Below are 13,970 nucleotides of genomic sequence, written 5' to 3'. Positions count from 1 at the left end.
CTCCGCGACTGCACGCGGCTGGGATGGGACAAGATGATGGGTTACGAGAACCAGGATTTCGAGATTGAGCGCGGCCCGACCTGGGCACGTGATAACTGGCCGCTGACGGATACGGACGACCTGACCGGGGCATTGGACCCCACGCAGATGCAGGTCGCCGTAAAGGCCGCCGCCAAGTCCGCGGGCAAGCCTGTGTCGGACGTCGACGTGGTCGCCGCCGCTGACGATGCGATCCGCGCGCAGATGCTGATCCGCACCTATCGCGTGCGTGGTCATCTCGCCGCCAATCTCGATCCGCTGGGCCTGGCCCAACGTGACCTGCCGGCCGACCTGACGCCGGAATATCATGGCCTGACCGACCTCAATAAAAAGGTCTATCTCGGCGGCACGCTGGGTCTGCAATATGCGACCGTGGCGGAGGTCGTCGCGATCCTGCGCGCCAATTATTGCGGCAATGTCGGCCTGGAATATATGCACATCGCCGATGTGGAGGAACGCCGCTTCCTTCAGGACCGGCTGGAAGGCAAGGACAAGGAAATCCACTTCACGCCTGAGGGCAAGAAGGCGATCCTGGCCAAGGTCATCCAGGGTGAGCAATATGAGAAGTTCCTGGGCCGCAAATATGTCGGCACCAAGCGCTTCGGCCTGGACGGCGGCGAATCCATGATCCCCGCGCTCGAAGCCATTATCAAATATGGTGGCGCGCAGGGCGTGCGCGAGATCGTATACGGCATGGCCCATCGCGGCCGCCTGAACGTGCTGGCCAATGTGATGGCTAAGGGTTTCCGTGTCATCTTCCACGAATTTTCGGGTGGCACTGCCAATCCCGAAGATGTCGGCGGTTCGGGCGACGTGAAATATCACCTCGGCACCTCGACCGACCGCGAGTTCGACGGCATCAAGGTCCACATGTCGCTGGTGCCCAACCCCTCGCACCTCGAAACCGTCGATCCGGTGGTGCTGGGCAAGGTTCGCGCGCAGCAGACCTTCCGCGACGATCTGGGCAAGCATGAGCAGGTTCTGCCCGTGCTGATCCATGGCGACGCGGCCTTTGCCGGTCAGGGCATCGTGTGGGAATGCCTCGGCTTCTCCGGCGTCAACGGCTACAATACCGGCGGCTGCATCCATTTCATCGTCAACAACCAGATCGGCTTCACCACCAGCCCGCAATTCTCGCGTGGCTCGCCCTATCCGAGCGATGTGGCCAAGGGCGTCCAGGCGCCGATCCTGCACGTCAATGGCGACGATCCCGAAGCCGTGACCTTCGCGTGCAAGCTGGCGATCGAATATCGTCAGACCTTCCATCGCGACATCGTGATCGACATGTGGTGCTATCGCCGCTTCGGCCATAATGAAGGCGATGAGCCGGGCTTCACCCAGCCGCTGATGTACAAGGAAATCCGCCAGCATCCGTCGGTCAGCGACGTCTATGCGGCGCGCCTGAAGGCGGAAGGCGTGGTGGATGACGCTTTCGTCAACAGCGCGACGGACGAGTTCGTTGCCCATCTTGAGGACGAGTTCGAGGCGGCCAAGAGCTACAAGCCCAACAAGGCGGACTGGTTCGCCGGTCGCTGGTCGGGGCTGCACAAGCCCGCCGATGCGGAAACGTCGCGTCAGAGCGTGGAATCGGCGATCAGCAACAAGCTGTTCGACGGCCTGGGCAAGACGCTGACCACCGTTCCAGAGGGGCTGAACGTCCACAAGACGTTGAAGCGCGTACTCGACGCCAAGGCGGAGATGTTCAAGTCCGGCGAGAATTTCGACTGGGCGACCGGCGAGGCGCTGGCCTTCGGTTCGCTGCTGTCGGAAGGCTATGGCGTTCGCCTGTCGGGTCAGGATTCGGGTCGCGGCACATTCAGCCAGCGCCATGCCGTCTGGACCGACCAGGACACCGAAGCGAAGTACATCCCGCTCGCGACCGTGCCGCATGGCCGTTGCGAGGTGCTGGATTCGCCGCTGTCCGAATATGGCGTGCTCGGCTTCGAATATGGCTTCGCGCTCGCGGACCCGAAGAGCCTGGTGATCTGGGAAGCGCAGTTCGGCGATTTCGCCAATGGCGCGCAGATCATCTTCGACCAGTATATCGCCTCGTCGGAAACCAAGTGGCTGCGGTCCAACGGCCTGGTATGCCTGTTGCCGCATGGCTATGAAGGGCAGGGGCCGGAACATAGTTCGGCCCGTCTGGAGCGCTATCTCCAGCTTTGCGCGGAAGGCAATATCCAGGTCGCGAACATCACGACCCCGGCTAACTATTTCCATGCCCTGCGTCGCCAGATGCTGCGGCCGTTCCGCAAGCCGCTCATCATCATGGCGCCCAAGTCGCTGCTGCGCCACAAGCTGGCGGTCAGCAAGGCCGAGGATTTCCTGGGCGAAACGCATTTCAAGCGCATCCTGTCGGACCCCAATGGTTCGGCAGACAAGGACACCAAGCGCTTGATCCTGTGTTCCGGCAAGGTCTTCTATGACCTGATGGAAGCGCGCGACGCCGCCGGCGACAAGGACGTGCAGATTGTTCGCATCGAACAAATCTACCCGTTCGCGAGCGAGGCGCTGACAAAGCGCATCGAGCGCATGACCAACCTGGAAGATGTCGTCTGGTGTCAGGAAGAACCGCGCAACAACGGCGCCTGGTTCTTCGTGGAACCCTATATCGAGGAAGCCTTGGCCAAGGCTGGCAAGGCGCCGATGCGCGCCCGCTATGCTGGCCGTAAGGCCTCCGCCTCGCCGGCCACCGGCCTGGCGTCGCGCCATGTGTCCGAACAGGGCGCCCTCGTCGCCGATGCGCTGGGCCACAGCGTCCGCACTGAAATCCGCCGCCAGAAGAAAGGCTGAGACAGCTCATGGCTACCGAAATCAAAGTCCCAACCCTGGGCGAATCCGTTACCGAAGCAACCGTGGGCCAGTGGTTCAAGAAGCCCGGTGAAGCCGTGAAGGCCGACGAACCGATCGTCAGCCTGGAAACCGACAAGGTCGCGGTCGATGTGCCCGCGCCGGTCGCCGGCACCCTGGGCGACATCATCGCCAAGGAAGGCGACACGGTCGAGGTCGGCGCGCTGCTGGCTTATGTGAATGAAGGCGCCGCCGCCGCTGCGACGCCCGCACCCGCAGCCCCCGCCGCCAAGGCGGAAGCCGCCGCGCCCGCGCCGGTCGCTTCGGCGCCCGCCGCTTCGGACGATGAAGAGGGTGGCAACCTGACCCTGTCGCCGGCGGTCCGCCGCCTGGTGCTGGAGCATGGCCTGGACCCAAGCAAGATCAAGGGCACCGGCAAGGACGGCCGCCTGACCAAGGATGACGTCACCGCCGCCGTCGCCGCCGGCACGGCCAAGGCCGCCGCCTCGGCTCCGGCAGCAACCCCCGCCGCCGACGCGCCTGCGGCTGGTCCCAGCCGTCGCCAGGAACGGGTCAAGATGACCCGCCTGCGCCAGACGGTGGCCAAGCGTCTGAAGGAAGCGCAGAACAACGCCGCGCTGCTCACCACCTTCAACGATGTCGACATGACCAACGTCATCGAGGCGCGCGCCAAGTATAAGGATCTGTTCGAGAAGAAGCATGGCGTCCGTCTGGGCTTCATGGGCTTCTTCACCAAGGCCGTGTGCATGGCGCTCAAGGATATTCCGGGCGTCAACGGCCAGATCGAAGGCGACGAGATCGTCTATAACGACTTCTGCGACATCTCGGTCGCGGTGTCGGCGCCCAACGGCCTGGTCGTTCCGGTCATCCGCAACGCCGAATCCTTGAGCGTCGCCGGTATCGAAAAGACCATCGGCGACTTCGGCAAGCGCGCCAAGGAAGGCGCGCTGACGATGGAAGATATGAAGGGCGGCACCTTCACCATCTCCAACGGCGGCGTCTTCGGATCGCTGATGTCGACCCCGATCATCAACCCGCCCCAGTCGGCGGTGCTGGGCCTCCACCGCATCGAGGACCGCCCGGTCGTCCGCAACGGCCAGATCGTGATCCGCCCGATGATGTATCTGGCGCTGTCCTACGATCATCGCCTGGTCGACGGACGTGAGGCGGTCACCTTCCTGGTCGCGGTCAAGAACGCGATCGAAGACCCGACCCGCCTGTTGATCGACCTGTAAAGCCTCGGTTTCACGTGCTCCTGCGAAAGCAGGAGCCCAGGGCGGAGAAATGCAACGAAAGCGGGATATGTCTATCTGATGGCCAGCAGACGCAACGGCACCCTGTATCTGGGTGTGACGAGCGATCTGACGGCCAGGGCATATCAGCATCGCAACGCCCTGGTGGACGGCTTTACGAAGGACCATGGCTGCACCATGTTGGTCTGGTTCGAAGCATATGATGATCTGCAGGAAGCGCGGCGTCGCGAACTGCAGATGAAGAAATGGAAACGCGCCTGGAAGATCGAGTTGATCGAACGGGAAAATCCTCGGTGGCAGGATTTGTTCGAGACACTGTTCTGACGACGCCCTGGGTTCCTGCGTCCGCAGGAACACAATGAGGAAGAAGAACGATGGCTGAGTTCGATTATGACGTCCTGGTGATCGGCGCTGGTCCCGGCGGTTATGTCGCCGCGATCCGCGCGGCGCAACTGGGCCTCAAGACCGCCTGCGCCGAAAGCCGCGAGACGCTGGGCGGCACCTGCCTCAATGTGGGCTGCATTCCGTCGAAGGCGTTGCTGCACGCTTCCGAATTGTATGACGAAGCCGCGAATGGCGGGCTGGCCAAGCTGGGCGTCAAGATCGACAAGATGAGCCTGGACCTGCCCACCCTGCAGGGTCAGCGCGTCGATGCGGTCAAGGGCCTGACCGGCGGGGTCGAGTTCCTGTTCAAGAAGAACAAGGTGACGTGGCTCAAGGGGCTGGCCAGCTTCACCGGCGCCAACACCGTTGAAGTGAACGGTGAGAAGGTGACGGCGAAGAATATCATCATCGCCACCGGTTCTTCGGTCACGCCGCTTCCGGGCGTCGCGGTCGACAATGCTGGCGGCAAGATCGTCGATTCGACCGGCGCGCTGGAACTGGACAAGGTGCCCGGTCATCTGGTCGTCGTCGGCGGCGGCGTCATCGGCCTGGAACTGGGCAGCGTCTGGAAGCGCCTGGGCGCCAAGGTCACGGTGGTCGAATATCTCGACCAGATCCTGCCCGGCATGGACGGCGAAGTCCGCAAGGAAGCCAACAAGATCTTCAAGAAGCAGGGCTTCGAATATAAGCTCGGCACCAAGGTGACGGGCGCGCAGGTCGGCAAGAAGGGTGTGACCCTGACGGTCGAGCCGGCCGCCGGTGGTGATGCGGAAACGATCGAAGCGGACGTCGTGCTGGTGTCGATCGGCCGTCGTCCGAACACCGAAGGTCTGGGCCTCGATAAGATCGGCCTGGAACTCAATGCGCGCAGCCAGATCGAGACCGATCATGACTTCGCGACCAAGGTGCCCGGCGTCTGGGCGATCGGCGACGTCATCCCCGGCCCGATGCTCGCGCACAAGGCCGAGGACGAAGGTATCGCCGTCGCCGAGAATATTGCGGGCCTGACCGGCATCGTGAACCATGACGTGATCCCCAGCGTGGTCTACACCAAGCCGGAGATTGCGGGCGTGGGCCTGACCGAGGAAGCGGCCAAGGAAAAGGGCGCGATCAAGGTCGGCAAATTCCCGATGCTGGCGAACAGCCGCGCCAAGACCAACCATGAGCCCGACGGCTTCGTGAAGATCATCGCCGACGCGGAGACCGACAAGGTTCTGGGCGTGTGGATCATCGCCACGGTCGCCGGCACGATGATCGCGCAGGCCGCGCAGGCGATGGAATTTGGCGCGTCCAGCGAAGACATTGCCTACACCTGCCACGCGCACCCGACGCACAGCGAAGCGATCAAGGAAGCGGCGATGGCCGTGACCGGCAAGCCGATCCATATGTGATCGCTCGCGATCAGGATTGAGAAGGAAAAGGCCTCCGCGTTGCGGGGGCTTTTTCTTTTTGCGATGAGGATGGCGGCTGGAAACGGCCACTTGCAGCCTCTCATGATTTCAGGGATCACCCTCGAAAGCAGACATGAGGGCGGCAAGGCATGAGGTTAGCTATCATTTCTCAGGCTACGATACTGAGCGTTTTGGTCATGGGGTTGGCAGGCTGTTCTGAAGGGAAACATCCTTTTCGTATTGTCCAGATTTGTCTTGCTGGGCCGCAGGAAATCCCGACTTTCACCAGCTTCATGAACGAAATCGCGCAATCATACCGGATGGAGTTTTCTGATCGAAGCGGTCAAACGCACGATGAATTGCAGTTGCTTGCATCAGATAACAAAAACACGCCCGTAAATGACCGCGCTGTAAATATCGGAGCAGAAAGAGGAAATGAATTTAGCTTTGGCGCTGGCAATCTAGGCCTGCCTACTGACCAGATCGCAATAGGATTTAACGGCAATGATCTTGAGAAATCCAAGGAATTTTCGGATGCTGCCGTGAAAAAGCTATCTACAAGGTGGCGCATCTATGAAGTGCCTCAAGGGCGCGGCGCTTTGCCACTATCTCGTTGCAACTAGCTGAATGCCGGTTTTGCTCATGGCAATACCAATAGCCGCCATTCCGCTACCCACCCAGAGCCGCAAATATTCCAACCTTAGCTCGGTTGGCGACGATCAGAAATCCGGCCGCCGCTTTTCCCGGAACGCGGCCACGCCTTCCGCGAAGTCGGGGAGGGTGAAAGCGTCGCGGAACAGCGCCAGCGTGGTCGCGTCGTCGTCTGCTTGCCCATCGAGGATGCGGCGGATGATTGCCTTGGACGATCGTACGCTGTGCTGGGCGTTGGCGGCGATGGTGCGGGCCAGCCTGTCCGCCTCCGCCAGCGGATCGACCGCGATCTCGTCGATCAGGTCGATGGCGAGCGCATCCGCCGCATCATGCAGCGCGCCGGTGAACAGGATGCGTTTTGCCCGCGCCGGGCCGACCAGATCGACCAGCAATTTGGTGTCGAACAGCGAATAGACGATGCCGAGCCTGGCGGGCGTGATGCCCAGCCGCGTGGCGGGCGAGGCAATCCGCAGATCGCAGGCGATGGCAAGGCCGCAGCCCCCGCCGACGCAATCGCCGTCAATCGCGGCGATGACCGGCTTTCCGGCATGGGCCAGCGCATATTGGCTGGCGCGGATCGCGGCCTGATTGGTGACGCGCCATGCTTCTGCGCCTGAGCAGGCGGCAAATTCATGGATGTCTGCGCCCGCGCAGAAGATGCCGGATGTGGCGGAAGCGAGGATGAGGACGCGCACGGCGTCGTCGGCCATGGCTTCCCCGACCAGATGGGGCAGGCGTTCCCACATCGCCTGGGTCATGGCGTTGCGCCGGTCGGGCCGGTCGATCAGCAGCCGGGCGACCGCTCCGTCCCGTTCCAGCCGCAAGGTCATGCCGGCCAGCGCTCCAGCAGCGGCACCAGTTCGTCGAAATGATGGATCACCGCGTCAGCCTCCAGATCCTCGACCGGGCCGTCGAGGAAGCCAAAGCTGACCGCGACATTGGCGATGCCCGCATTGCGCGCGCCGGCAATGTCGTTGATGGTGTCGCCGATGAAGATGGCGCGGCCGCCGCCGGCGCGTTCGATCATGGCATGAATCGGGGCGGGATCGGGCTTGGCCATGCCGACCGTGTCGCCGCCGACGATGCTGGCGAAGCGATCCGACAGGCCGATCTGGTGCATCAGGGGAATGGTGAAGCGTTCCGCCTTGTTGGTGCAGATGGCGAGCCTTACGCCGCGCGAGGCCAGCGCGTCCATCGCCGCGATCAGGCCGGGATAGGGGACCGAATGGATGGCGAGATTCTGCTCATAATAATCGAGCAGGACCGGCAGCAGCGCCGTCAGCGTCGCGTCGTCATAGCCGCCCGATGCGTCAAGCGCGCGCTGGAGCATCACCTTCGCGCCCTTGCCGACGAAGGGATGGATCGCCGCGACGGGGAAAGGCGGTCGGTCGATCGTGCCGATGGCATAGTTGACCGCGGCGGCCAGGTCGCCGCTGGTATCGATTAAGGTGCCGTCCAGGTCAAAGCCGACGATATCGAAGGGTATCGGGTCCAGATTTCTCGCTGCCATCATTGCGCCATGCCGCGCCCATGGTGGCAATGGCAAGTCAAACATGGCAGAGGGCCTGTCTGCTCATCGCTTCTTGCCAAGGATCGTCGAACGTGACCGCTCCCAACGCCCTCTCCCGTCCTCTGGCCGTCATCATCCTCGCCGCCGGGCAGGGGACGCGAATGAAATCCGCGCTGCACAAGGTTCTGCATCCGATTGCCGGGCGACCGATGTTGCTGCACCTGCTGGCGAGCGTCGCCGAACTGGCGCCCGAACGGCAGGTGGTGGTGGTCGGTGCGGGCCGTGAGCAGGTGGAAAAGGCGGTCGAGGGCACCGGCGCGGTGATCGCGGTGCAGCAGCAGCAGCTCGGCACCGGGCACGCCGTCGCCCAGGCGCATGACGCGCTGGCGGGCTTCGCGGGCGATGTGCTGATCCTCTATGGCGACGTGCCGCTGGTGAGCGCGGCGACGATGCGGGCGATGCTCGATCGCCTCAGCCGGGGTGACGAACCGCGCGCGGTGGTACTGGGTTTCCGCCCCGATGACGCTGCTGCCTATGGCCGCATCATCGCCGACGGGCAGGGCCTGATCGAAAAGATGGTGGAATATAAGGACGCGACCGAGGCGGAGCGGGCGGTGACGCTCTGCAACAGCGGCCTGATGGCGGTGCGATCGACCGACCTGTTCGTACTGCTCGACCAGATCGGCAATGAGAATGCGGCCGGCGAATATTATCTGCCCGATATCGTCATGCTGCCCGGCGGCGCCAGCGCGGTGATCGAGACCGAAGCGTGGGAGGTTGCGGGCGTCAACAGCCGGATCGAACTGGCAGGCGTCGAGGCCGTGTGGCAGGCGCGCCGCCGGGTCGAGGCGATGCGGGAGGGTGCGACTTTGGTCGCGCCGGAGACGGTGTTCTTCGCCCATGACACAGTGCTCGGCCGCGACGTGGTGGTGGAGCCGAACGTGGTGTTCGGCCCCGGCGTCACCGTGGCGGACGATGTGACGATCCACGCCTTTTCCCATCTGGAAGGGGCGAACGTGGAGCGCGGGGCGGAGATCGGTCCCTATGCCCGGCTGCGACCCGGCGCGCAGATCGGTCCCAGGGCCAAGGTCGGCAATTTCGTCGAGATCAAGAAGGCGGATGTCGCGGAGGGGGCGAAGGTCAACCACCTGTCCTATATCGGCGACGCCAGCGTGGGGGCGGGGGCCAATATCGGCGCGGGCACCATCACCTGCAATTATGACGGCTTCTTCAAATATAAGACGGAGATCGGCGCCGGCGCCTTCATCGGCTCCAACAGCGCCCTGGTCGCTCCGGTGAAGATCGGCGACGGCGCGATCGTCGCGGCGGGCAGCGTGGTGACGCGCGCGGTCGAGGCGGATGCGCTCTGTCTGATGCGGCCCGAACAGGTCGGCAAGCCCGGCTGGGCCGCCGCCTTTCGCGCACGGATGAAGGCGAAGAAGGCTGCCGCCAAGGGATGAGCTTTGTCCGCCGTCATCCCTGGCTCACGGGAATTCTGTGCCTGCTGTTGGCGATCGTTGGTTTTGCGGGGTGGCTTGTCCTCAACGCTCGCGCCATGCCGATCGTGCGGCGGGCGGAGATCGCGCTGCCCTTTCCGGCTGACGCGCCGCGACGCGCGATGACTGTCGCGTTGCTCACGGACACGCATCTGTCCGGCCCCGACAACAGCCCGGCGCGAATGGCGCGGATCGTGGCGCAGATCAATGCGCTGCGGCCCGACCTCATCCTGCTGGGCGGCGATTATATCGGCGATGACAAGGGCGGGGCGGTCTATAATGCGCAGGACAGTATCGCGCCCTTCGCCGGGCTGCGCGCGCCGCTGGGCGTGGTCGCGGTGCTGGGCAATCATGACAGCCGCAGCAGGAAGAACCGCCGGGCGCTGAGCGAGCCGGATTGGCAGGCGGCCTTCACGCGAATCGGCGTCACCCTGCTGCAGGACGGCGCGGTGCGGCGCGGGCCGCTGGCGATTGGCGGGCTGAAAGACATTTATACGCGCAAGATCGATATCCCCGACACGCTGGCCGACATGCGGCGGATCGGCGGCGCGCCGGTCGTCATGTCGCATGGGCCGGACGTGTTTCCCAAACTGCCCGACACGCCGTCGCTGACCCTGGTCGGCCATACCCATTGCGGGCAGGTCGCCTTTCCTTTCTGGGGCATCGTCTATGTCCCGTCAGCCTATGGCACCCGCTATGCCTGCGGACTCTATCGCGACGGTAGCAAGACGATGATCGTCGCGGGCGGGGTTGGCACCAGCGGTTTCCCCGTCCGGATGCTTGCGCCGCCGGATATCTGGCTCATCACCATTCGTCCGCGATGAAATAGTTTTCACCTGCGGGCCATGGTGCTGTTGTGCGGCCGCCTTTAATGGCATGGCGATGAAAGCGTTCTATAAGAGCGGTTTCGCTGGTTCATTGGGTTCGACTGAGGCTTTCTTTCATGTGCGGCATCATTGGTATCATCGGCAAGGACGACGTGGCTGACCGGTTGGTCGATGGGCTAAAGCGTCTCGAATATCGCGGTTACGACAGTGCGGGCGTCGCCACCGTCCATGACGGCGCGATCGAGCGCCGCCGGGCCGAGGGCAAGCTGTCCAACCTGGTGCGCGAATTGCAGGACGCCCCGCTGCCTGGCACCACCGGCATCGCGCACACCCGCTGGGCCACCCATGGCGCGCCGACCACCAGCAACGCACACCCCCATGCGACCAATGAAGTCGCGCTGGTCCACAATGGCATTATCGAGAATTTCAAGGGCCTGCGCGAGGAACTGATGGCGCGCGGCCGGGTGTTCGACAGCCAGACCGATACCGAGGTCGTCGCCCATCTGGTGAGCGAACTGGTCGAGCAGGGCGCCAGCCCCAAGGATGCGGTGGCCGCCGTGCTGCCGCGCCTGCACGGCGCCTTCGCGCTGGCCATCCTGTTCCGCAGCCATCCCGACATGCTGATCGGCGCGCGGCTGGGGTCGCCGCTGGTCGTGGGCTATGGCGACGGCGAGACCTTCCTGGGGTCCGACGCGCTGGCGCTGGCGCCGCTGACCCAGCGCATCGCCTATCTGGAGGAGGGCGACTGGGTCATCATCACCGCCACCGGCGCGGAGATATTCGACAAGGACAATAACCCGGTCGAACGCCCCGTGACCATTTCCGGCGTGTCCGGCGCGATGATCGACAAGGGCAATCATCGCCATTTCATGCAGAAGGAAATTTACGAGCAGCCGGTCGTCGTCGCCCAGACGCTCAAGGCCTATCTGCAACGCATGGACGACCGCGTGTCGCTGCCGATCCCCGATTTCGACCTGTCGGCGATCCGCCGCGTCACCATCGTCGCCTGCGGCACCAGCTTCTATGCCGGGATGGTCGCGCGCTACTGGTTCGAACAATTTGCCCGCGTGCCGGTCGACCTCGATTTCGCGTCGGAGTTCCGTTATCGCGAGCCGGTAATGGAAGAGGGTGGCCTCGCCCTCTTCATCAGCCAGTCGGGCGAGACTGCCGACACGCTCGCCGCTTTGCGCTATGCCCGCGCGCAGGGACAGAAGATCGCGGTCGTCGTCAACGTCCCGACCAGCTCGATGGCGCGCGAGGCGGACCTGCTGCTGCCCACCCATGCCGGGCCGGAGATCGGCGTCGCCTCGACTAAGGCCTTCACCTGCCAGTTGGCCGTGCTGGCCGCGCTTGCCGCCAATCTGGCCCGCGCCAAGGGGCAGCTCGACGCCAGGGCGGAGAAGGAGATCGTCCGCCATCTCGCCGAAGCGCCCGCCGCGATCAACGGCGCGCTCGCCTATGACGAGGCGATCGAGGCGATGGCGCATCATATCGCGCCCGCCCGCGACGTCCTCTATCTGGGACGCGGCACCGACTATCCGCTGGCGCTGGAAGGGGCGCTCAAGCTCAAGGAAATCAGCTATATCCATGCCGAAGGCTATGCCGCGGGTGAGATGAAGCATGGCCCGATCGCGCTGATCGACGAACTGGTCCCCGTGATCGTGATCGCGCCCAGCGGTCCCCTGTTCGAAAAGACCGTCAGCAACATGCAGGAAGTGCAGGCGCGCGGCGGCAAGGTGGTGCTGATATCCGACTATGACGGGGTGCAGGCGGCGGGTGAGGGGTGCCTGGCCACCATCACCATGCCCAAGGTCCACCCGCTGATCGCGCCGATGGTCTATGCCGTTCCGGTGCAGTTACTCGCCTATCATGTCGCCGTGGCGAAGGGCACCGATGTCGATCAGCCTCGCAACCTCGCCAAGTCGGTGACGGTGGAGTGAAGGAGGATATGTTCGAGCTGCCGGCGGAGGAAAGCCGCATGCCGCGGCCGGACATGCTGACCGTCAGCTTCGATCATTGGGAGGGACCGCTCGACCTGCTGCTGACGCTGGCGCGGGGACAGAAGGTCGATCTGCGCGAAATCTCCATCCTGGCGCTGACCGAACAATATCTCGCCTTCATCGACAGCGCGCGGCAGTTGAAGCTGGAACTGGCGGCCGACTATCTGGTGATGGCGGCCTGGCTCGCCTACCTCAAATCCTCGCTGCTGTTGCCCAGGCAGGAACAGCCCGATCCCAGCCCCGAGGAGCTGGCGCTGCGCCTGCAATTGCGGCTGCAACGGCTCCATGCGATGCGCGATGCCTCCGCGCGGCTGATGGCGCGCGACCGGATCGGCCGCGACGTCTTTCCGCGCCGCAAGCCCGAAGGGTTGCGATTGGTGAAGAAGGCGCAGTGGCGCGCCAGCCTTTACGACCTGATCCAGGCCTATGGCCAGATTCGCGCACGTACCCAACCGGCAGTCCATATTATCGCGGTGCGCCCGGTGATGACGCTGGACGAAGCGATTCAGCGCGTCAGCTCGCTGGTCGGCGCGGCGCTCGACTGGACCCGGCTGGAGGCGTTCCTGCCCCCCGATCTGGATCAGCCCAGGGCGAAGTCTGCGCTCGCCAGCAGCTTCGTCGCTGCGCTGGAACTGGCGCGGCAGGGGCGGCTGGATATCCAGCAAGACGGCATTTTCGAACCCATTTACCTGCGCGTTGCGGCGTCAGGTGGAGCGCAGTCATGACGCAAGAACCCGATGATTTCCTCCGCGCGGTCGAAGCCGCTTTATTTGTCGCCGAAGCGCCGATGGCGCTCGCCGAACTGAAGTTGCATGTGGGCGACGCGGGGGATCTTGGCGCGGCGCTGGCGGCGTTGTCGGATCACTATGCCGGGCGCGGCGTCAACCTGGTCGAGCGCGGCGGACGCTGGCATTTCCAGACCGCGCCGGACCTGGCCCATATCCTGCGGCGGGAAAAGGACGAGCCGCGCAAGCTGTCGCGCGCGGCGATGGAGACGCTGGCGATCATCGCCTATCATGAGCCGGTCAGCCGCGCCGAGATTGAGGCGATCCGCGGCGTTCAGGTGGCCAAGGGGACGCTCGACGTACTGATGGAGGCGGGCTGGGTGCGCCCTGCCGGGCGGCGCGAAGTGCCCGGTCGCCCGCTCATCTATGCGACCAGCGTAGAATTCCTGTCACATTTCGGGCTTAGCAGCCGTCGCGACCTGCCGGGGATAGAGGATTTGCGTGCCGCAGGGTTGCTCGATCCGATCGATCTTGCGCTGGAGGGTCTGACCGGCCAATCCGTTCTGGAAAATGACGAGGAAGAGGCCTAGATAGGCCTCCTACTAGGAGTATTGTACAATGGGTTCCTTCTCGCTGATGCACTGGGTGATCGTGCTCCTGGTCGTCATGCTGCTGTTCGGTGGCGGCCGGATTTCCGGCCTGATGGGCGACGTGGCCAAGGGTATCAAGAGCTTCAAGAAGGGCATGGCCGACGATGATGACGACATCGCCCCCGCCAAGCCCGCTACCCGGATCGAAGGCCAGCGTGCTGCCGAGCAGGACGCGCCGAGCGCGACCGAAGAAAAGACCAAGGCCTGATCGCTAGAACAGGCTGATAGTCTCG

The 13,970-nt window shown here is 63.9% G+C and carries 13 protein-coding genes; 11 read left to right on the top strand and 2 right to left on the bottom strand.

What is annotated here, in order from left to right; all coding sequences use genetic code 11:
- Nucleotides 1-36: 36 nt before the first annotated feature.
- From MOK15_RS08225 to MOK15_RS08205, 5 genes are all read left to right on the top strand, one after another.
- Complete coding sequence (locus MOK15_RS08225) at nucleotides 37-2,832, top strand: 2-oxoglutarate dehydrogenase E1 component (RefSeq protein WP_242932688.1); 2,796 nt, start codon at nucleotides 37-39, stop codon at nucleotides 2,830-2,832.
- Nucleotides 2,833-2,840: 8 nt separating this feature from the next.
- The gene (gene odhB / locus MOK15_RS08220) at nucleotides 2,841-4,085 is read left to right on the top strand and encodes a 2-oxoglutarate dehydrogenase complex dihydrolipoyllysine-residue succinyltransferase (RefSeq protein ID WP_242931157.1); all 1,245 of its coding nucleotides are present in this window, start codon (nucleotides 2,841-2,843) and stop codon (nucleotides 4,083-4,085) included.
- Nucleotides 4,086-4,163: 78 nt separating this feature from the next.
- Nucleotides 4,164-4,427, top strand: coding sequence for a GIY-YIG nuclease family protein (locus tag MOK15_RS08215; protein ID WP_242931156.1), 264 nt, complete (start codon nucleotides 4,164-4,166; stop codon nucleotides 4,425-4,427).
- A 50-nt stretch (nucleotides 4,428-4,477) separates the two neighbouring features.
- Entirely contained in the window at nucleotides 4,478-5,878 is a 1,401-nt protein-coding gene (lpdA, locus tag MOK15_RS08210; RefSeq protein WP_242931155.1) for a dihydrolipoyl dehydrogenase, read from the top strand.
- 149 nt (nucleotides 5,879-6,027) lie between these two features.
- Nucleotides 6,028-6,501, top strand: coding sequence for a hypothetical protein (locus MOK15_RS08205; RefSeq protein WP_242931154.1), 474 nt, complete (start codon nucleotides 6,028-6,030; stop codon nucleotides 6,499-6,501).
- Nucleotides 6,502-6,597: 96 nt separating this feature from the next.
- Here MOK15_RS08205 and MOK15_RS08200 read toward each other — a convergent pair whose 3' ends face one another.
- Both MOK15_RS08200 and MOK15_RS08195 read right to left on the bottom strand, forming a co-directional pair.
- Entirely contained in the window at nucleotides 6,598-7,359 is a 762-nt protein-coding gene (locus MOK15_RS08200) for an enoyl-CoA hydratase-related protein (RefSeq protein ID WP_242931153.1), read from the bottom strand.
- On the bottom strand, nucleotides 7,356-8,024 hold the full coding sequence (locus MOK15_RS08195; RefSeq protein WP_242932687.1) for an HAD family hydrolase: 669 nt from the start codon (nucleotides 8,022-8,024) through the stop codon (nucleotides 7,356-7,358). Before MOK15_RS08195 ends, MOK15_RS08200 begins: the two co-directional genes overlap by 4 nt.
- A 176-nt stretch (nucleotides 8,025-8,200) precedes the next feature.
- Here MOK15_RS08195 and glmU point away from each other — a divergent pair, with 176 nt between their 5' ends.
- From glmU to MOK15_RS08165, 6 genes are all read left to right on the top strand, one after another.
- The gene (gene glmU, locus MOK15_RS08190) at nucleotides 8,201-9,499 is read left to right on the top strand and encodes a bifunctional UDP-N-acetylglucosamine diphosphorylase/glucosamine-1-phosphate N-acetyltransferase GlmU (RefSeq protein WP_242932686.1); all 1,299 of its coding nucleotides are present in this window, start codon (nucleotides 8,201-8,203) and stop codon (nucleotides 9,497-9,499) included.
- Nucleotides 9,496-10,359 carry a metallophosphoesterase gene (locus MOK15_RS08185; RefSeq protein WP_242931152.1) on the top strand — a complete coding sequence of 288 codons (864 nt, stop codon included), beginning with the start codon at nucleotides 9,496-9,498 and terminating at the stop codon, nucleotides 10,357-10,359. Before glmU ends, MOK15_RS08185 begins: the two co-directional genes overlap by 4 nt.
- Nucleotides 10,360-10,478: 119 nt before the next feature.
- On the top strand, nucleotides 10,479-12,302 hold the full coding sequence (gene glmS / locus MOK15_RS08180; RefSeq protein ID WP_242931151.1) for a glutamine--fructose-6-phosphate transaminase (isomerizing): 1,824 nt from the start codon (nucleotides 10,479-10,481) through the stop codon (nucleotides 12,300-12,302).
- Between the two features lie 8 nt (nucleotides 12,303-12,310).
- Nucleotides 12,311-13,087, top strand: a complete 777-nt coding sequence (locus MOK15_RS08175) for a ScpA family protein (RefSeq protein ID WP_242931150.1) — start codon at nucleotides 12,311-12,313, stop codon at nucleotides 13,085-13,087.
- Nucleotides 13,084-13,677, top strand: a complete 594-nt coding sequence (gene scpB / locus MOK15_RS08170; RefSeq protein WP_242931149.1) for an SMC-Scp complex subunit ScpB — start codon at nucleotides 13,084-13,086, stop codon at nucleotides 13,675-13,677. Before MOK15_RS08175 ends, scpB begins: the two co-directional genes overlap by 4 nt.
- A 28-nt stretch (nucleotides 13,678-13,705) precedes the next feature.
- Nucleotides 13,706-13,945: a twin-arginine translocase TatA/TatE family subunit gene (locus MOK15_RS08165; protein WP_242931148.1), complete on the top strand. Its 240-nt coding sequence runs from the start codon at nucleotides 13,706-13,708 to the stop codon at nucleotides 13,943-13,945.
- Nucleotides 13,946-13,970: the final 25 nt, after the last annotated feature.

Source organism: Sphingobium sp. BYY-5, assembly GCF_022758885.1.
In the GTDB taxonomy this organism is placed as follows: Bacteria; Pseudomonadota; Alphaproteobacteria; order Sphingomonadales; family Sphingomonadaceae; genus Sphingobium.
This window is presented reverse-complemented; position numbering and strand designations above follow the sequence as displayed.